The sequence below is a fragment of the Kribbella flavida DSM 17836 genome (genome assembly GCF_000024345.1).
Classification (GTDB): domain Bacteria; phylum Actinomycetota; class Actinomycetes; order Propionibacteriales; family Kribbellaceae; genus Kribbella; species Kribbella flavida.
Window position 1 is genome coordinate 5,993,082 of record NC_013729.1, and the last position, 18,782, is coordinate 6,011,863.

The 18,782-nt window shown below is 68.1% G+C and carries 19 protein-coding genes and 1 tRNA gene; 10 read left to right on the top strand and 10 right to left on the bottom strand.

All coding sequences use genetic code 11. The features are described from left to right. Positions 1-25: 25 nt before the first annotated feature. The 6 genes from KFLA_RS27575 to KFLA_RS27600 form a co-directional block, all read right to left on the bottom strand. Positions 26-439, bottom strand: a complete 414-nt coding sequence (locus KFLA_RS27575) for an RRQRL motif-containing zinc-binding protein (protein ID WP_012923121.1) — start codon at positions 437-439, stop codon at positions 26-28. Positions 440-450: 11 nt separating this feature from the next. Further along, positions 451-822, bottom strand: coding sequence for a hypothetical protein (locus KFLA_RS27580; protein ID WP_012923122.1), 372 nt, complete (start codon positions 820-822; stop codon positions 451-453). A gap of 174 nt (positions 823-996) precedes the next feature. Further along, positions 997-3,237, bottom strand: a complete 2,241-nt coding sequence (locus tag KFLA_RS27585; RefSeq protein ID WP_012923123.1) for a cell division protein FtsK — start codon at positions 3,235-3,237, stop codon at positions 997-999. Beyond that, a complete protein-coding gene (locus KFLA_RS27590) occupies positions 3,237-4,094 on the bottom strand; it encodes a hypothetical protein (protein WP_012923124.1) in 858 nt (285 codons plus the stop codon). Before KFLA_RS27590 ends, KFLA_RS27585 begins: the two co-directional genes overlap by 1 nt. Continuing rightward, positions 4,091-4,312 carry a hypothetical protein gene (locus KFLA_RS27595; RefSeq protein ID WP_012923125.1) on the bottom strand — a complete coding sequence of 74 codons (222 nt, stop codon included), beginning with the start codon at positions 4,310-4,312 and terminating at the stop codon, positions 4,091-4,093. Before KFLA_RS27595 ends, KFLA_RS27590 begins: the two co-directional genes overlap by 4 nt. After that, entirely contained in the window at positions 4,309-4,557 is a 249-nt protein-coding gene (locus KFLA_RS27600) for a DUF6284 family protein (protein ID WP_012923126.1), read from the bottom strand. The genes KFLA_RS27595 and KFLA_RS27600 overlap by 4 nt, the downstream gene beginning before the upstream one ends. A 300-nt stretch (positions 4,558-4,857) precedes the next feature. Here KFLA_RS27600 and KFLA_RS36905 point away from each other — a divergent pair, with 300 nt between their 5' ends. Together KFLA_RS36905 and KFLA_RS27610 are read left to right on the top strand one after the other, a co-directional pair. Then, a complete protein-coding gene (locus tag KFLA_RS36905; protein WP_237706614.1) occupies positions 4,858-5,928 on the top strand; it encodes a helix-turn-helix domain-containing protein in 1,071 nt (356 codons plus the stop codon). Between the two features lie 14 nt (positions 5,929-5,942). Continuing rightward, positions 5,943-6,518: an HD domain-containing protein gene (locus KFLA_RS27610; RefSeq protein ID WP_012923128.1), complete on the top strand. Its 576-nt coding sequence runs from the start codon at positions 5,943-5,945 to the stop codon at positions 6,516-6,518. A 290-nt stretch (positions 6,519-6,808) separates the two neighbouring features. Here the strand turns inward: KFLA_RS27610 and KFLA_RS37620 are convergent, their stop codons facing one another. Both KFLA_RS37620 and ychF read right to left on the bottom strand, forming a co-directional pair. After that, positions 6,809-8,200, bottom strand: a complete 1,392-nt coding sequence (locus KFLA_RS37620) for a 40S ribosomal protein S17 (RefSeq protein WP_148256750.1) — start codon at positions 8,198-8,200, stop codon at positions 6,809-6,811. 13 nt (positions 8,201-8,213) lie between these two features. Next, positions 8,214-9,311 carry a redox-regulated ATPase YchF gene (gene ychF / locus KFLA_RS27620; RefSeq protein ID WP_012923130.1) on the bottom strand — a complete coding sequence of 366 codons (1,098 nt, stop codon included), beginning with the start codon at positions 9,309-9,311 and terminating at the stop codon, positions 8,214-8,216. Between the two features lie 134 nt (positions 9,312-9,445). Between ychF and KFLA_RS27625 the strand changes: the two genes are divergently transcribed. From KFLA_RS27625 to KFLA_RS27650, 6 genes are all read left to right on the top strand, one after another. Next, the gene (locus KFLA_RS27625; RefSeq protein WP_012923131.1) at positions 9,446-10,348 is read left to right on the top strand and encodes a DUF817 domain-containing protein; all 903 of its coding nucleotides are present in this window, start codon (positions 9,446-9,448) and stop codon (positions 10,346-10,348) included. Positions 10,349-10,405: 57 nt separating this feature from the next. Further along, on the top strand, positions 10,406-11,182 hold the full coding sequence (locus KFLA_RS27630) for a polysaccharide deacetylase family protein (protein ID WP_012923132.1): 777 nt from the start codon (positions 10,406-10,408) through the stop codon (positions 11,180-11,182). Between the two features lie 37 nt (positions 11,183-11,219). Continuing rightward, the gene (locus KFLA_RS27635; protein ID WP_012923133.1) at positions 11,220-12,449 is read left to right on the top strand and encodes a DNA recombination protein RmuC; all 1,230 of its coding nucleotides are present in this window, start codon (positions 11,220-11,222) and stop codon (positions 12,447-12,449) included. Positions 12,450-12,814: 365 nt separating this feature from the next. After that, positions 12,815-14,005, top strand: a complete 1,191-nt coding sequence (locus tag KFLA_RS27640) for a glycoside hydrolase family 64 protein (RefSeq protein ID WP_012923134.1) — start codon at positions 12,815-12,817, stop codon at positions 14,003-14,005. A gap of 230 nt (positions 14,006-14,235) precedes the next feature. Continuing rightward, positions 14,236-14,781: a SigE family RNA polymerase sigma factor gene (locus KFLA_RS27645; protein ID WP_012923135.1), complete on the top strand. Its 546-nt coding sequence runs from the start codon at positions 14,236-14,238 to the stop codon at positions 14,779-14,781. Next, on the top strand, positions 14,771-15,619 hold the full coding sequence (locus KFLA_RS27650) for a hypothetical protein (RefSeq protein WP_012923136.1): 849 nt from the start codon (positions 14,771-14,773) through the stop codon (positions 15,617-15,619). Before KFLA_RS27645 ends, KFLA_RS27650 begins: the two co-directional genes overlap by 11 nt. A 63-nt stretch (positions 15,620-15,682) precedes the next feature. Here KFLA_RS27650 and KFLA_RS27655 read toward each other — a convergent pair whose 3' ends face one another. Further along, positions 15,683-16,705, bottom strand: a complete 1,023-nt coding sequence (locus KFLA_RS27655; protein WP_049797442.1) for a 4-hydroxy-3-methylbut-2-enyl diphosphate reductase — start codon at positions 16,703-16,705, stop codon at positions 15,683-15,685. A 120-nt stretch (positions 16,706-16,825) separates the two neighbouring features. Next, positions 16,826-16,901: transfer RNA gene (locus tag KFLA_RS27660), tRNA-Met, on the bottom strand. Positions 16,902-17,303: 402 nt separating this feature from the next. Here KFLA_RS27660 and xseA point away from each other — a divergent pair. Together xseA and KFLA_RS27670 are read left to right on the top strand one after the other, a co-directional pair. Further along, complete coding sequence (gene xseA / locus KFLA_RS27665; RefSeq protein WP_012923138.1) at positions 17,304-18,524, top strand: exodeoxyribonuclease VII large subunit; 1,221 nt, start codon at positions 17,304-17,306, stop codon at positions 18,522-18,524. After that, the gene (locus KFLA_RS27670; protein WP_012923139.1) at positions 18,521-18,745 is read left to right on the top strand and encodes an exodeoxyribonuclease VII small subunit; all 225 of its coding nucleotides are present in this window, start codon (positions 18,521-18,523) and stop codon (positions 18,743-18,745) included. Before xseA ends, KFLA_RS27670 begins: the two co-directional genes overlap by 4 nt. Positions 18,746-18,782 lie beyond the last annotated feature (37 nt).

Genomic DNA, 18,782 nt, shown 5'->3' on the forward strand with positions numbered 1-18,782 from the left:
TGTCCTCTTAAGTGATAGACGGGCGTCAGGCGGCGACGTAGCGGTCAGCGTCAGCGGTCATGCACAGGTGGCAGCGGCCGTCTGAGGTCGGGATGCAGTAGTCCAGGACTTGGCGGCACTGTCCGCAGGTGCGGCGGGCTTGCATGGCCTTGTCCAGGGCGTTGAGCTGGGCGGGTGACGGGATGCGGGAGGGTCGGGCGAGGTCGAGCCGGTAGAGCCAGGCCCAGCGCTGGCCGTTGCGCCATACGAGCAGGGCGTAGGGCTCGTGGCCGCCTGGGCACATCCGCAGTGCGCGGAGCTGGCGGCGGGTGGCGAGTCCTGCGGGTGCCCAGCGGAACTTGAAGACCGGGGTGCCGTGCAGGTCCCAGCCGAGGGCTTGTTTGCCGTTCCACAGGGTGATGAATCGGGACGCGGCGGGGTGCAGGCTGGCCTTGTCCATCAGCCGCCCGGTCACTTCTTGTCGCCTTTGCTGACGGTGTTGGTTCCGGCGCCCCGGGCGGCGCGGATGTAGTTGATGACGTGGCGGCCGATCCGGACCCGCATGCCGGAGCCTTGGCAGCGCCCGCAGTACCGGTAGGCCTTGCCGAACGGCGATTTGTGCTTGCCCGCGCCGTTGCAGCGGCGGCAGCGGCCGAACGGCCAGATCAGGCAGGTGAGCAGGTAGAAGGCGATGACGCCGGTCACGATGAGTGTCACCGTGGCGGCTTGGGTGATGGTGTGGACGGTCACGGTCAGGTCGGCCGCCAGGGGCAGCGAGCCGCTACCCTGGCCGCTACTGTGGGTAGTGGCGGTGTGGGTAGAGGTAGCGAGGGTGCTGGACACGGAAAGCCTCCAGAGGGCTGTTTTTGGGCGTGAGGAGCCGGGGCCGCGACCCGCTACCTGCGGAGATACGGCCTGGTCAGGGTGGAGTTGTGGGGTAGCGGGACGGGTAGCGTTGCCGCTACCGGTAGCGCCTGGCGCGCTACCTCAGCCGTCCCGCCACTGCAGCCAGATTGGTTACGCTCCGTTGATGTTGTTGCGGCGCTCGATCGCGGCGCGGATGTCGTCGGCGCGGGCACCCTTGCGGTTCACGCCGTCGCGCTTGACGTCGCGGCTGGGGACCTTCAGCGCGCGGGCCTGTGCCGAGATCGCGTCGGGGGTGGTGCCGTCGTACTGCTCGGGCATCTGCTCGGCCAGCCGTCCGGCGATCGCCTCCCAGTGCGCGGCGGTGTCGGCACCGAGCACGGTGAGGATGTCGGCCAGCACGTCGCGGCTGGCCCGCTCGATCTGTTCCCCGGCCGCCTCGCCGGTCAACAGGTTCAGCGCCTCGCGCTGCTTGCGGGCGGCGGTCAGGATCTTGTCGGCGTCGGAGGCGTCGGCCAGGAACGTCCGCACGGTCGGGGTCGCATCCGTCGCGCCGTACAGGTAGCCGACGCCTTTGAACTTGTCCCCGACCGGCAGCGTGGAGGCGTCGTAGCCCTCGGAGTAGGCGTCGCCACCGAGCACGGCCATGGACACGTCGCGGTTGCCGCACTTGAGCGCGAATCGCACGGTGTGGTTGTCGCGGAACCGGTTGAACAGCCGCTGCACGTCACCGGCACCGACACCGGACGGCTTCTGCGAGCTGGACAGCAGCCAGACACCGGCGCTGGGGCCGACGGCCTGGATCATCGACAGCTTGCGGGCGATCTGCTTGTTGACCTCCTGGTCCTCGGTCTCGAAGTACTTCTGGAACTCCTCCATCACCAGAATCCACACCCGCAGCTCGGGGTAGCGCGGGTCGCGGGCCAGCTCCTCGGTCAGCGTGCCGTTGGGGCACACCTCGACCGGCAGCGTGGTCAGCAGGTCGTTGACCTTGACGATGTGGTCGAGGACCTCGTCCAGGGCGGCCAGCAGGTGCCCGATCGGGTCGGAGTCGTTCACGTTCGGGACCTCACCGAAGATGATCCGGTGCGCGACCTTGCGGAACGCCAGCCAGTCCGGCGAGTTCTTGCCATCGGCAATGATCAGCTTCACGTGCGGGTCAAGGGCGGCGTGCAAGGCGATCAGGCGAGCCGAGAACGTCTTGCCCTTGCGGGGCTGCGCACCGACCAGCACCGAGAACCACGGCAGCGACAGCCACACCACGTTGCCGCGCTCGTCCAGGCCGAACCGGACCGGGTTCCACACCGAACGGCGCTTGCAGTCCAGCATGTCGGTACGCCCGGCCGGGATGCCCAGCGGGTCCACGTCAGCCACGAACAGCTTGTGACGCCGCGACGATGAGTCGTCCGGGGACAGGAAAACCTGACGCTCGTGCACGTCCAGTCCCGACGCGATCTTCTCCCGGGCTTTCAGGGCGTCTGACCAGCCCAAACCCCACGGCAGATCGATCAGGACCTCGGTGCCGGTGTTGGACCGGTCCCGCGACATAGTGGACCCGAAGTTGACCTGCTTGTCGGTCTTGTCCGGGTTGCCCAAACCGGCCGCGTAGTAGGCACGCAACACGATGTCGGAGTTGAGCTTCCGGAACCGGGGCGCGACCACAGCGGTACCGACCAGAGTCTGACCAGCCGGGCGGCCGTAGTGCGCCAGCGCACCGACCGCACCGGCACCAGCAGCCAACAGAGCGGCCGTAGGAGCCATGTTCAGCGCGACCGGCGCACTAACGGCAAGGCCGATGTTCTGGGCCGCCAGAACGCCACCGCGCCACGCACGAGTTGCCTTGACCTGGCGGTGGATCTGGCTCCACTCCTTGAAGGCCTTTTCGTCAGCCGCCTTCTGGTGAAGGGTTTCCGCGCCCGGCACCCACCACCACCGGATCTGGTTACGGACCAGCCGCGTGAAGCCGCGCCCGGCGAACCAGGCCAGCTTGATCCCGTACCAGGGCGAGCGGACCGCGTGGAACAGCGTCACGTGACCGGCCTGGGCCAGCGCCCGCGAGATCGTGCCGCGCAGGTTGCCCGGCAGCAGGTGCACCGGGATGATCGGCTGCCGCGCGCCTTCCTGGACCGGCACGGCCACACCGGGAACGTCCACCGGCACCAGGACCTTGCCGGTGGCCGGGTCGTCGTCGGTCAGGTCCTCGTCCAGAGCGACTTCGTAAGCGGTGTCCATCCGCTCGACGTCACCCGCCGACAGCGGGACCACCGCGCCGGCCGAATCGTCTCGGTCGCTGGCAGCGTCCCGGGTCGTGTCCTGCGGGGCGTCGTCGCGGCGGGCGCGGCGGGCCTCCAGGTCGATCGGCTCGGGCAGGTTCTCAGCGTGGTTCTCGGTCATCACTTGTCCCCGTTCTCGATCGCCGGGCGGGTGGTCTGCGGTGCGGTGTCAGGGGCGTGGATCAGGTGGGCCAGCGCGGCACCCATGCCGAGCACGGCCACCGGCAGGCAGGCGACGACGGTGGTGATCTGCCAGGGCGCTTGAGTGACCCCGGCCGCCTCGAGCAGGTGGTAGGCAACCTGACCCAGCGCGCCCAGCACGAGCGCGGACAGAGCGGACACCTTGGCGAACTTGCGTGCCTTGGCCGGGACCCGGCCGGACAGCCAGACCCGCAGCGCGAACGCGGCGTAGGTCTCGACCCCGATCGGCAAGGTGATCGCGGAGTTGATGGTGAAGTTGTCCGCGATGCCGGGCAGCGGGTGGACCACGCCGAACCCGGTCAGCTCACCGAGACCGACCCAGCCGGACCAGACCGCGACGAACGCGGGCAGCGCCAGCAGCAGAACCGGCCAGGAACGGACCGGCTTGCCGTCGTCCAGGCCAGCCGCGGGGACTACCTCAGCCGGGCCGGTCTGGGCGGCCGAGGCCGGGTCCGTGTGCGGCGTGACCTGCGGAGATGCCCCCTCCTCCGGCGCGGGGGGCATCCCCCCACGCTCGCCGTCAGGCGCGGACTGGTCCAGGCTCGGCACGGCGTGCAGGTGAGACTCAGCCGGGCTGTCGGTGGACTCCGGCGCGGCGGCCGGGGCGGGCTCGGTCAGCGCGTCCAGGACCGTACGGGCCTTGTCCGCGCCGATCCGGAACTCCTTCATTAGCCGGTTGCGGGACGGCAGCTTGCCCAGGTCGGTAGCGAGCTTGCGGGCGGCCGGGATCAGGTCCTCAGCCGGAACCGGGTAGGTGGTGCGAAGCGGGGTGCTCATCGCGAACCACCGCCGTGCAACTCGACAGCGACCCAGGACCGAGCCTGCTGGAACGTCGGACGGACGGCGACGGGAACGCCGAACCGCCACACCACCCATGCCGACCCGAGCACAACGCGCGGGTGCGGCAGGTGCACGAGGTCGTAGCCCTCGACCTGCCAGTGGCCCGTATCGACGCAACGAGCTTCGAGCCCGCCGTGTTCACTGTGCGCGCTCATGCCACGACCTCCGAATCCGCGTTGTGGTCGGCCAGCTCGCGACTGACGGCCAGTACGCGGCGCTCGGCGCGGCGGACGCGGCGGCGGTCCAGAACCGACGGCGACGGACCGGCGTTGTGGTAGGCGATCTGGGCGTCAAGCAGGTCCAGTTCGGCGGCGATCAACGGCCACTCCAGCTCGATCCCGGCCAGGTCAGCAGCGCTCGGCTCTTCGTCAGCGACGGCCGAAAGGTAGATGATGCTCACGGGTTGTGCTCCTCCATGCGATGGGCTTGTGCGACCCGAGACGCCTCGGTGGTGCCAGCCACCGGGGCGTCGCTTTGCGGGACGATGAGCGCTGAATACAGCACCCACGCTGTACAGCTTTACAGCGATTGCGCTGTATTGCAAGACTGGGTGCGTCGGCATGTCTCAACTGTGCTGGGCCGCCGACCCGTGATGAACTGACCGGCGGTACGGGTTAGATCCAGTGAGTAGCGACGCGGAGGAGGTGACTGAGCGGTGGGTCGAGGGCAAACCCTCACTGGCTTGCAGGGTTCGGACGACGTGCCCGAGCTGGGTGTCGTATCCGGCTACCTGCTCAAGCTCATTCGCGGATCGCTCGGGTGCACCCAAGTGGAGCTAGCCGAGCGGCTCGGCGTGGATGACAACACGGTGCAGGGCTGGGAGAGCGGCAGGCGGCCACTGTCGGCGCTACGTGCTGTCGACCTGAGCAGACTCTCTCAGCGGCTGACTCTGCTCGGTGCGCCAGCGGTTGCCACTAGTCTGCTAGCGACGGCAATCGAGGCTGACGGCTTCCTGACGACCGCGATTCGGGCAGGTAGCGCGGAAATACCAATCTGGGAGAATCCCCTAGCTAGCAGCGTTCACCGCCGCAGTTTCGTCGCGTTGGTTACGTGGCCATTTACGGGCATCGTTCCGTCAACAGTTCGCCACCTGCCAATTCCGAAGGGCCGCGGTCCGGTTGCCGACAGACCGCAACTCTCAAGAGCGATGCAGCGGCTGTTCTTCGACCAAATGCTGACTTCTGCTGAGATCGCCGGTCATCAGGCGACTCTGCTTAGGCGGCAGGCCACTTACTTGCTGGCATTTGACGATCGAAAGGAATCTGCACAGTGGCTCGCGAGGGAACATCGGCGCACAGCAGCACGTGCTATAGATGAGCGCGATTTGCCCTCCGGGATTTTAAGCCGCACAGCATCATTGGCAATTGCCAGACAAGGGGACTTGGATCCGGTTCGCCACTTCATTCAGGGAACACTTGCAGATAACAATCAAACCCTCGCCAGCCTCACCTACTGGGCGTATTGGCTCGGTGAGATACCTGAGACCTTTAGCGATGACGGAGAAATGGTTGAGCTGGGAGCTCGATCCTGGTCAGGCCACCGTCTAATAGAACACCTAATTACGCACCTAGACGATCCACGCAACGCCGAGATGAACATTCACAGCCTGCTTTGCCTCGTCATGGCCAGAAAGGAACTTCTTGAATCAGACGCCGATCTGCGCCAGCGGACCGCCCTCGCTATCGAGCGCGCGGACACCAACGAACTTGGCCGGCATGCACGAACTGAACTGGCAAACCTACGCTTCGCGACGCAACTCGCTGGGCGCTAACGAAGGGGTCGCGAATGACTGAAGACAAGAGCCAGAAGGAAGCAGCGGCGATCGCTGCCTTCGCTTTCGAGATGGGGGTTTTGAAGCGGCAGCGGCGATCCGGCTGGTGGCACGCTGGGGTCCGCGACCCCGAGTCGATCGCCGAACACAGCCTACGAGTCGCGCAGCTTGCGGGCCTTATTGCCGCCGCCGAAGGTGGCGACCCTGCCAAGGCGGCATACATGGCCATCTGGCACGACTCGCAGGAGACGCGCATTGGTGATATTCCGCATAGCGCCCGCCCCTACGTACAGGCAACCGGAAACGAAGCGATCACGGCGGACCAGGTCGCCGGTATGGCTGAGCCTTTGGCGAACTCAGTGATTCAGGCTGTCGAAGAGTACGAAGCAAAGACATCACTGGAAGCAATCTGTGCGCGCGATGCCGACAAACTGGAGTGTCTGATCCAGGCCGTCGAGTACCAGGACTTAGGCGTCAAGCGGGTGCAAAGCTGGATTGACTCATCCCGCGCAGCCCTGAAGACGCAAACCGCAATCCGCGTCGCAGATGCCGCACTGACCATTTCCCCGCTTAGCTGGCGAGAGAATTAATTATGGACGCCGAGAAGCCCGACCTTCCAACCGACTGGTGGATGACTGAGGACGTCGCTACATTCCTCGGCATCTCGGAATCGACCGTGCGTTCGTACGTCGCAAGGAACCAGATTCCTGCGCCTGATCGGATGTTCGGTCGGTCGCCGGGCTGGAAGCCGAAGACAATCCAAGCATGGCACGCAACTCGACCACGAAAATCAAGCACGAAGAATTGACGTGGAGAGATTCCCCGCCGTCGAGGGGAAAGACGATCGACGACGGGGAGCAAGGATTTCTGCTTTCCGTGACTAGTCGTTGTCTCTTCCGGGTCTCGACCAGGTGAGATGTTCGCCATGCTGTTGCGCACACTCCAGGCGAACTTCTCCCTCGAACACGTGATTCACCCCACGAGCAGTGACCCGCCATTGCGCAACGATCGTGTCGGTGTGATCGTCGGTCACCACCGCCAAGAGCTCGCCAGCGACCTCCCTGCTTTTCGGTCGCAAGTCCCCCACATCCCACGTCAGGATCATCCCGGCATCGCTCTCCTCGATGTCGAAACCGATCGGAATTGCTACCGGCGTGGCCGCAGTGAGCCGACCGAAGTTGGCGGCAGCGAATCGACCAAAATCATAGGGGCTTAAACTTCCCCATTTCGCGGGAGGATCAGGCAGTAAAGTGAAGGGCTTGAAACCGCCGCCGTGGTCACAATACTCAGTATCTGACGCCATTAACACGAGAACGCCGGGCGGGAAGTGAACCTGCATCCGCACCGCCACCAGGTACTGCTCTGATTCATTGCGAATTGCAAGTTTACCCCGAGCTAATTCATGCCTGAAGAATTCCGTGGCGACCGAGCGGCACCCCGCTAACGCCTCATCTCGCCATTCCTCCACCGCCTGCCGGAATTGATCCGGCGTGCGCTCGTCCTGCCTGCCGAGCATTGCATCCAGTTGGAAGCTGTACGGCAGCGCATTCTGCGAACGAGTTGACAACGGCTTAAGGAGTTCTTTTGCCTTCTGCTCGATATCAATCGATAGGAGATCTATGACCGACGCTGAATCGACTCGGTCGAATTTCTCTTCGTACTCAACGCTAATCTCGGCACCACGGCTCGGTGATCTATCACGCCGCCTCTCAAGATTGGCTAGATCATGGCTTGTTGCGGGCCGAGTCTTTCCAGGGACGCGGATGAACACATCACCGTCTCGCACGGTGAGGTTCCCATCCACATCGGAGTATTCCTTCCGGCAAGCGTGGATTCGATCTCCCCATTGCGGCGGGTCCACAATCACAGCCATCACCAGCCCGGTCGGATGGTCGATGAACATGTAATCCCATTTAGGCCCGTCATCCCCGAGGTAGGGCTGAAGCGCATCATGCAGGACGGCTCCATCAACGCGCTCTGCACCGACCACGCGCTCCGCACCAGCTGGCGCCTGACCATCCAGTCCAACTAGAACCACGCCGTAGCCGCCGAGATGTTTAGCGGCAGCATCTGGCATTCGATTTGCGAGTCCCAGGATCGGCCGCGCCAGCGTCACGGCGGAACGCTTACGTTCCGATTTAGCAGCAAGCGGAAGCGTGCCCTTGAGTTCGAACCAGTCGACCTCAGAGAGATCCCCGAGCGTCCGTGCGTGATCGATAAGCGCAAACCAACTCGCATTGCCCGCCGGTAGACGGCTGAAGTCAACTTCCACCCGCGTGCCCCGCTCAGTTCTTCTTCGCGCCAGACGTTGGACTGAAGCGGAACTCGACCACGTCGCCGTCGGCCATGACGTAGTCCTTGCCTTCCATCCGGACCTTGCCGGCGGACTTGGCGGCGGCCATCGAGCCGGCTTCGACCAGGTCGTCGAAGGAGACGATCTCGGCCTTGATGAAGCCGCGCTGGAAGTCGGTGTGGATGACGCCGGCGGCCTCGGGGGCGGTGGCGCCCTTCTTGATCGTCCAGGCGCGCGACTCCTTCGGCCCCGCGGTCAGGTAGGTCTGCAGGCCGAGGGTCTCGAAGCCGACCCGGGCCAGCACGTCCAGGCCGGGCTCCTCGACGCCCATCTCGGCGAGCATCTCGCGGGCCTCGTCCTCGTCGCCCAGCTCGACCAGCTCGGCCTCGAACTTGGCGTCCAGGAAGATCGCCTCGGCCGGCGCGACCAGGTCGCGCATCTGCTGCTTGAGCGACTCGTCGGCCAGCTCGTCGGCGTCGCAGTTGAAGACGAACAGGTACGGCTTGGCCGTCATCAGCATCAGCTCGCGGATCGCGTCGCGGTCCACCGTCGTCGCGATGATCGGCGTACCGGCCTCGAGGTGCTTCTGCGCCTCGCGCACCGCCTCCAGGACCGCGACGCTCTCCTTCTTCAGCCGGGCTTCCTTCTCCAGCCGCGGGATCGCCTTCTCGACGGTCTGCAGGTCGGCCAGGATCAGCTCGGTCTGGATGGTGGAGATGTCGTCGGCCGGCGAGACCTTGCCGTCGACGTGGGTGACGTCGTCGTCGCGGAACACCCGGGTGACCTGGCAGATCGCGTCCGACTCGCGGATGTGGCTGAGGAACTTGTTGCCCAGCCCCTCACCCTCCGAGGCGCCGCGCACGATGCCGGCGATGTCGACGAACTGCACGGTGGCCGGCAGCTGCTTGGCGGAGCCGAAGATCTCGGCCAGCGTGCCCAGCCGCGCGTCCGGCACCCCCACCACGCCGACGTTGGGCTCGATCGTCGCGAACGGGTAGTTCGCCGCGAGCACGTTGTTCTTGGTCAGCGCGTTGAAGAGCGTGGACTTGCCCGCGTTGGGGAGCCCGACGATTCCGATGGAGAGTGCCACGGACGCCAAGGGTACGCGCCCGTCCCGGCTCGCCCCAATCCGCGCAGGCTCGGCCCTCGGACGAACCACCCGCGGACCTGCGGCGTCTCCCCACTGTGACGACAGGAAAAAGGGCCGAGACTTCGTCACGCGTCGTGTCCGCGTGCTCGCAGCTTCTGCGGTTCGGCTGGCTGCAGGTGGTGTCCTGCCTGTTCCCCTTCGCGCTGTTCGTGGGGCTCGCCGTCGCGCAGTACGCCGACCTCCCGATCCCCCGGTACGACGCTCTGCTGGTCTACTGCCTCGCCCTGACCGCGCTCTTCAGGGTGGTCGGGCTGGAGACGTGGCGGGAGGTCGCGGTGATCTTCGGCTTCCACCTCGTCGGGCTGGCGCTGGAGCTGTTCAAGGTGCAGGTCGGGTCCTGGCAGTACCCGGGCGACGCGGTCACCAAGATCGCCGGCGTGCCGCTGTTCGCCGGGTTCATGTACGCCGCGGTCGGCAGCTACCTCTGCCAGGCCTGGCGGCGGTTCGACCTGCGGGTGAGCGGCTACCGGCCGGTGGCGACGACGCTGCTCGCGGTCGCGGTCTACGCGAACTTCTTCACCCACCACTGGATCGTCGACCTGCGGGTGCCGATCGCGATCGCGCTGCTGCTGACGCTACGGCGTACGTGGGTGTTCTACTCGGTCGGCCGGCGGCGGTACCGGATGCCGCTCGCGGTCTCGTTCGTGCTGATCGGCTTCTTCCTCTGGCTGGCCGAGAACGCCGGCACCTTTCTCGACGCGTGGAACTACCCCGACCAGGTCGACGTCTGGCAGCTCGTGCATCCGGCGAAGTTCGGCGCCTGGGCGTTGCTGGTCAGCATGAGCTTCGTACTGGTGGCGAGCGTGAAGTCGTTGGAGGGCAAGCTCTACCACCGCGGCGCGGTCGCCACCGTCAGCACGCCGCAGGCGACCCGGCCGACCGCGGCCGACGCCGCGCAGCTGGCTGACGCGAAAGCGACCGAGATCTCTCTGCAACACGGAAAAGTCAACCGGGGCAGGGATCCGGGCGTCTCCTGAGTGACGCTCCTTGAGGGGGAGCCGCTGGGGAATCCGCCTGATCTGCAAGGGAGCACCATGTCCCGAAAGCTTGCCGCTGCCATCGGCACGGCCACCGCCGTCCTCCTGCTGGCCGGCGGCCTGGTCGCCGTCACGCTGGGACGTTCCGCTCCACCGAAGCCGGTCGTCGCCTCGAGCAGTACGCCGTCCTCGGCGGCGCCGGCCACCACCCCGACCACGTCGCCGGTGTCCACGCACACCCCGGGCCGCAGGTCCGGCGAACCGGTCGCCGACCCGACCGCGGCGCTCGTCGCGGGGAACCGGAACGTGCTCTTCCTCAGCTTCGACGACGGCCCGGACCCGGTCTGGACGCCGAGGATCCTGCAGGTCCTGCGCAAGCACGGCGCGCACGCCACGTTCTTCCAGCTCGGCACGATGCAGGCGCAGTACCCGGCCTTGCGCGCGCAGATCCTTGCCGAGGGCAACACGATCGGCAGCCACTCGATCAGTCACCCGCAGCTGACCGCGCTGTCGGCGGCCCGGCGGCACCACGAAATCTTCGGCGGCCCGCGCTCGAAGTGCTTCCGCCCGCCGTACGGCGCGACGAACCCGAAGGTCCGCGCCGAGATCAAGGCTGCGGGCATGGCCGAGGTGCTCTGGGACATCGACCCACGCGACTGGGCCAAGCCCGGCGCCACGAAGATCGTGAACAACATCCTCCACCACGCCCACCGGCACAACATCATCCTGCTGCACGACGGCGGCGGCGTCCGCGCGCAGACCGTTGCCGCGCTCGACAGGGTGCTGCCACTGCTCAAGGCCCGCGGCTTCAGCTTCCCCGCGATGAACTGCTGACAGGAAATTGTCGGCGTTCTATGTCACTGTCGGTGCCATGACCGGTACGACGCTGTTGTTGGTGCTGCTCTTCCTCGTCATCGGGCTCGCGCTCGGGGCTGGGTTCGGGGTGCTCTGGTCGCGCGGGCGCGACGGTGCCGCGCTGGCCAGGATCACCGCCGAGCGCGACGCCGCGGAGGATCGCGTGGTGGAGCTGACCCAGGAGCGGCACACGGTCGGTCAGCAGATGTCCGGCCAGGCCGTCGTCAAGGAGGCGCTGGACCGGTTGCATGCCCAGCTCAACCAGTTGGAGAAAGGCCGCGCAGCCTGGCAGTCGCAGCTCCACCAGCAGGTCAACGAGGTGCGGATGAGCGGTGAGGCGCTGCGACGGGAGACCGCCTCGCTGTCGACCGCGCTGCGCAAGCCACAGGTCCGCGGCCGCTGGGGCGAGCTGCACCTGCGCCGGACCGTCGAGCTGGCCGGCATGGTCGCGCACTGCGACTTCACCGAGCAGACCTCGACAGCGACCGACGACGGCATGCTGCGGCCCGACCTGGTGGTCCGGCTTGCCGAGGGCAAGAACCTGGTCGTGGACTCAAAGGTCCCGCTGGCCGCGTTCCTGGAGGCGGCCGAGAGCGACGACGCCGACTTCCGCGAGGAGCGCCTGCGCGCCCACGCCCGGCACCTGCGCACGCACGTCGACCAACTGTCGGCGAAGTCGTACTGGGCGCGGCTCCCGTCCACCCCCGAGTTCGTCATCCTCTTCGTTCCCGGCGAGTCGTTCCTCTCCGCCGCCCTGGATGTCGAGCCGTCCCTGCTCGAGTACGCCGCCGAGCGCCGGGTCATCCTGGCGACACCGACCACGCTGATCGCGACCTTGCGCGCCGCGGCGTACGCGTGGAACCAGTCGGCGCTCACCGAGTCGGCCCAACAGGTGTTCGAGCTCGGCCGCGAGCTCTACGAACGGCTCAGCACGATGGGCGACCACCTCGGCCGGGTCGGCCGGTCGCTCACCTCGGCGGTCGACGCGTACAACCGGACGGTCGGCTCGTTCGAGAGCCGGGTCTTCACCACCGCCCGCAAGCTGCGCGACCTGCACGTCACCGAGGCGGAGCTGGCGGCGATGGAAACCATCGAGGCCTCCGTCCGGCCACTCGCCGCGCCCGAGTTGCTGGCCCTCGACGAACCGGACGACGCAACCCGCCGCTGGATCCCGACCCCGCCGGTCGACCGGAGCCGGCCCGACGGTCCTGCCCCGCTGCCCGGCTTCGACGCGCAGACCGGCTGACCCGCCGACGGGCCGACCCGGGCGGCAGGCAGACCCGGGCGACGGGCCAACTCGGGCGGCGGGCCGACTGGGCAACCCGGCAGATCCGGGTCAGGTTTTTCGAGACTCTTCGTGCCGCTCCGACCACGACGCGCTACGGCAGCGTCGGGAATCCGCCGCGCCTCCGGCATTGACAACGGTGGTCCGCTGTCCAACGATGAGAGCGCTCTCACCCATCCGGTGATCCACCGTCCCTCATCGGATGAGCCGTGAGCACCGGTGATTTCCACCGTGGTCCGCCCTGCTGCGCCCTGGTAACGCAGCGCCGGCGTGGACCGGCCGGTGCTCCACCTTCTCTCGCATGGGACAGACCTGAGGAGGAGTTTGTGCGCATCAAACCGAAGCTGCTCGCGGTGCTCGCCGCCGCGGCCACCGTCGCCGCCGGGCTGACCGCCACCGTCTCGGCCCCCGCCGAAGCGGTTCCGGCGACCATTCCGCTGAAGATCACCAACAACTCCGGCCGCGGCGAGCCGGTCTACATCTACAACCTGGGCACCAACCTCGCGACCGGCCAGCAGGGCTGGGCCGATGCCAACGGAACCTTCCACCCCTGGCCGGCCGGCGGCAACCCGCCGACGCCGGCACCGGACGCCTCGATCGCCGGGCCTGCGAACGGCCAGTCGATCACGCTCCGGATGCCGAAGTTCTCCGGCCGGGTCTACTTCTCCTACGGCCAGAAGCTGGTCTTCAAGCTGACCACCGGCGGCCTGGTCCAGCCCGCGGTGCAGAACCCGAGCGACCCGAACCGCAACATCTTGTTCAACTGGACCGAGTACACGCTGAACGACTCCGGCCTGTGGATCAACAGCACCCAGGTCGACATGTTCTCCGCCCCGTACGCCGTCGGCGTGCAGCGCGCCGACGGGACCACGAAGGTCACCGGCCACCTCAAGCCCGGCGGGTACAACGGCTTCTTCACCGCCCTGCGCGGCCAGCCCGGCGGCTGGGCCAACCTGATCCAGACAGCACCCAACGGTACGGTCCTGCGCGCCCTCGCCCCGTCGTACGGCGTGGAGATCGGCGCGTTGCCGGCCACGGTGATGGACGACTACGTGAACCGGGTCTGGTCGAAGTACAGCACGCAGACGCTGACCGTGACGCCGTTCACCGACCAGCCGAACATCAAGTACTTCGGCCGGGTGTCGGGCAACGTCATGAACTTCACCAACAGCTCCGGCCAGGTGGTGACGTCGTTCCAGAAGCCGAACTCGGCCAGCATCTTCGGCTGCGCCGGCCTGCTCGACGCCCCGAACGACCTGGTCCGCGGCCCGATCTCGCGCACACTCTGCGCCGGGTTCAACCGCTCGACGCTGCTGACCAACCCCAACCAGCCCGACAGCAGCAACGTCGACTTCTACAAGGACGTCGTCACCAACCACTACTCGCGCAAGATCCACGCGCAGATGGCCGACGGCAAGGCGTACGGCTTCGCGTTCGACGACGTCGGCGCGCACGAGTCCCTGGTCCACGACGGCAACCCGCAGCAGGCCTACATCACGCTCGACCCGTTCAACTGACCCGCCTCTGCGCTTCCCCGGGCCCTCGCCGCAGCTGCCGTGGCGGGGGGCCCGGGGTCGTTCTCGTCTCGACCTCCGCGGGGCCTGCTCCCCCGACATCGATCACGAGTTGAACTCGTTCGGAGATCGGCTCAACCTTTCGGCCCGGCTCGGGCATCACACTGCCGACCAGGTCGGTCGACGGTGCCGGCGTGTCACGGGTACCGCCAGGGGGTGAGGGGAAGCCGCGGATGGATCCAGGACTGGACGAGGAGTTCGCCGAGTTCGTGAACGGGCGGTTCACCGCGCTGCAGCGGTTCGGCTACCTGCTCACCGGTGAGTGGCACCTCGCCGAGGACCTGGTGCAGACCTCGCTGACCAAGGTCTGGTTCCACCGCAAGTCCCTGCGCAGCGGCAACGCGCTGGAGAGCTACACCCGCACGGTGATGGTGAACACGAGCACCCAGTGGTGGCGCCGCAAGTGGAAGGGCGAAACCCCCACCGAAACCCTACCCGAACCGGCCGCTCCGTCGGAGTTCGGCACCGTGGACGACCGCGACCAGCTGCTGCGCGCGCTGGCCACCCTGCCGCGGCGGACCCGCGCCGCGCTCGTCCTGCGCTTCTTCGAGGACCTGCCCGACGCCGAGATCGCGAAGGTGATGGGCTGCTCCGTCGGCACGGTGAAGAGCACCGTCTCCCGCGGTCTGGCCAAGCTGCGCGAGCACCACCTGCTGACCGAGACCAATTCCCCGACCCCTGCCCCCCGCCCGACTGGAGGGCTGACCTGTGACCGATGAGCTGAGGGACAAGTTCCGCGCGCTGGTCGCGGACGCGCCACCGCCGACCGGCGTACCGAGCGACGCCGTCTTCGCGCGGATCCGGACCGTACGCCGCCGACGGGCCACCGGCGCCGTCGCCGGCCTCACGACCGCGGCCGTCGCCGCGATCGCCTTTGCCGCCGGCAACGTGACCGGCGTCGATTCCGCCCCACCGGTCACCCACACCCCGAACGGCCCGGCGCCCGTGGTCACGGTGACGCGCACCCAGACCGCGACCTCGGCTCCGACCGTGCCGAGACCGTCGATCTCGGTCTCCGCAGCGCCACTGGGCCCCAGCGAGACGGCCCGTAGCACCCCACCGCCGAGCGGTACCCCGAAGCCGCCGCCGGTGGTCGACCCGACGCCCCCGCCGTCGTCGACGACGACAACGGCGACGACCAGCGCGCCCGAGCCCAAGCCCAAGACCAGGGTGAGGTTCTGGTTCTACCCGAAGGTCGAGGGCCTGACCGTGACGCTGTTCGTCGACGCCGCGGGCGTGGTGCTGGAACCGGTCCCCGAAGAGGGCGGCGAGCTCGGATCGAGCGCGTTCCACGACAACCTGTTCAACGGCATCTACTGGTGGGGCGACGGCACCGTCCAGGAAGAGGACAAAGACGCGGGCATCAGCTGCACCGGCGCGAAGAAGGTTGTCGACCACAAGGGCATCGAGCAGATCGGCACCCCGCACACCTACAAGAAACCCGGCCTCTACGGGATCGCGTACCGCGTCACCTACTGCACGCCGGACGGGCCACGGCAGTACACCCATGTGCAGGACGTACCGGTTCCCGGACCGTCGGCTTCACCGTCGCCGTAGCGGCCGCACAGGGAGGCGTCCGGGCAGCGCTGGCCCGGGCGCAGGCGGTACGCCGTACCGGGCTCAGGCGTGGTCGGAAGTGCCGGTGGTGGGCAGGCCGGCGGCCTTGAGGTCGGTGCGGAGCTCGCGGGGCAGGGCGAAGGTGAGGCTCTCCTCCGCGGTGGTGACCTCCTGGACCTCGCCGTAGCCGCGGGCGGCCAGCCAGTCGAGCACGTCGCGGACGAGGATCTCCGGCACGCTCGCGCCGCTGGTGACGCCGACCGAGTCGACACCCTCCAGCCAGGCCTCGTCGATCTCGTCGGCGTAGTCGACCAGGTAGCCGGCCTTGGCGCCGTGCTCGACGGCGACCTCGACCAGGCGGACCGAGTTCGACGAGTTGCGGGAGCCGACGACGATCATCAGGTCGGCGTCCGCGGCGAGCTTCTTGACCGCGGCCTGGCGGTTCTGGGTGGCGTAGCAGATGTCGTCGCTCGGCGGGTCCTGCAGGTGCGGGAACCGCTCGCGCAGCCGGCGCACCGTCTCCATCGTCTCGTCGACCGACAGCGTGGTCTGGGACAGCCAGACCACCTTCTCCGGGTCGCGGACCTCGACGTTCGGCACGTCGCCCGGGCCGTCCACCAGGTGGATGTGCTCGGGCGCCTCGCCGCTCGTGCCGATGACCTCCTCGTGGCCCTCGTGGCCGATCAGCAGGATGTCGTAGTCGGTGGCGGCGAACCGCTTGGCCTCGTGGTGCACCTTGGTGACCAGCGGGCAGGTCGCGTCGATCGTCTTCAGCTGCCGCGCGGCGGCCTCCTGGTGCACCACCGGCGCGACGCCGTGCGCGGAGAAGATCACCGTCTCGCCCTCGGGCACCTCGTCGGTCTCGTCGACGAAGATCGCGCCGCGGGCCTGCAGGGTCTGCACGACGTGCTTGTTGTGCACGATCTCCTTGCGCACGTAGACCGGCGGGCCGTACAGGTCGAGCGCCTTCTCGACCGCGACCACCGCCCGGTCCACGCCGGCGCAGTACCCGCGCGGGGCCGCGAGCAGCACCCGCTTGGTCTTCAGCGCGGTGGGCGTACCGATGGTCTCAGGCTGGGCAGTCACGCCCCCATCGTACGGGGCGCCGCCGGCTCGTCCCGAGCCCGTGGCGCAGCTCACCCGGCCACTTTCCGCGCGACCGCGCGATGCCGCGTCAGTGGGCCGTGACGCAGATCACCCGCCGCGTGGTACCAGGGGCCGGGCTCGAACCGGCGACCGCGCCCTTATGAAAGGCGTGCGCTACCCGCTGCGCCACCCTGGTGGAGGCGGACACTTGCCGGAGGCAAGAAAGTCGAGGAGCCGCCCGCCCTGTCCGGGCGGCTCCCCTAGGAGGTGTTCACTGCACTCAGGATGCGAGCCCGAAATCCGGTTGCGCAAAGGAATTTCAGTACGTCACGGCGTCGCCGACCCACGCCACAGCCGCCCTCCCGCCCCGCACTCCGATGGGTTGACCCACCGGATGCAGGGTTGGCCCTCCAGGATGTCACGGGCCAACCCTGCATCCGATGGGCCAACCCGTCAGAGCGGCCGGGCGTGGACCGGGCCTGATGGTTGCGGTGGAGTGGTGGGATATCGGGGGCACGGGGTGCCGGCTGACCCTGGGTCCCGCCCCGACGCGTACGGCGCGCACGAGAATGTCCGGGCGGGGTCGTAGGGTCTGGGGGTGGCATTGGAGACCTCGCCGGACGCCCCGGCCGCCGTGCGGACGATCGCGAACGGGATCGCCGGCTGGATCAACCAGCTCGGCGCCGTCTGGGTCGAAGGGCAGCTGACGGACGTGTCGATCGGGCGCGGTACGACGACCGTGTTCGGCACGTTGCGCGACACCGACGCCGACATCTCACTGCGGTTCACCTGCAACCGCCGGGTGTTCGAGGCGGTCGACCCGCCGGTCACCGACGGCTCCCGCGTGGTGGTGAACGCGAAACCCAACTTCTTCGCCCGCCGCGGCACCCTCGCCCTCGCGGTCACCGAGATCCGGCACGTCGGCATCGGCGAGCTGCTGGCCCGGATCGAGCGGCTGAAGCAGCTGCTCGGCGCCGAAGGCCTGTTCGCGGCGCACCGCAAGAAGCGGCTGCCGTTCCTGCCGCACACGATCGGCCTGATCTGCGGCCGCGACTCGGCCGCCGAACGCGACGTGCTGGAGAACGCGAAGCGCCGCTGGCCGGCCGTCGCGTTCCGGATCGAGTACGCCTCGGTGCAGGGCCCGGCCGCGGCCGGCGAGGTGATGACCGCGCTGCGCAAGCTGGACGGCGACGACTCGGTCGAGGTGATCGTGATCGCCCGCGGCGGCGGCTCGCTGGAGGACCTGCTGCCGTTCTCCGACGAGGGCCTGCTGCGCGCCGTCTCCCAGGCCCGGACGCCGGTGGTCAGCGCGATCGGGCACGAGCCGGACTCCCCGCTGCTCGACCTGGTCGCCGACCTGCGCGCCTCGACCCCGACCGACGCGGCGAAGCGGATCGTGCCCGACGTGCGTGAGGAGCTCGACGGCGTACGGCTGCTGCGGGACCGGGGGCTGCGCGCGATCACCAGTTGGCTGGACCGCGAGGCGCACGCGCTGGCGGCGATTCGCAGCCGTCCCGCACTGGCCGCGCCCGCGACCGACCTGCAACGGCGCTCGGACGAGATCGCCGCCCTGGTGGACCGCAACCGGCGGACCCTGACCCACCGGCTCGACCGAGCCGGCGACGACCTCGCGCACCGGCTGGCGAGTGTGCGTGCCCTGTCCCCCAAGGCGACGCTCGAGCGCGGGTACTCCGTGCTCCAGCTCGCCGACGGCACCGCGGTCCGCGAGCTGGACCAGGTGTCGGCCGGCGACCTCCTGCACGCGCGGGTGAGCGACGGCCGGTTCGACGTGGAAGTGACCTCGAAGGAGAGCAAGTGAGCGACCCCCGACCGGAGATCTCCTACGAGCAGGCCCGCGAGGAGCTGGTCGACGTGGTCCGCAAGCTGGAGGCGGGCGGCACCACCCTCGAAGAGTCGCTCGCCCTCTGGGAACGCGGCGAGGAGCTCGCCGCCACCTGCCAGCAGTGGCTCGACGGCGCCCGCCGCCGCCTCGCCGAGGCCCAGGCAGCCCACAGCTCCGACGAGAAGAAGCCCGGCTGAGCCGAGGTGCGTCGCACCGTGGCGTGCGCCGTGCGCG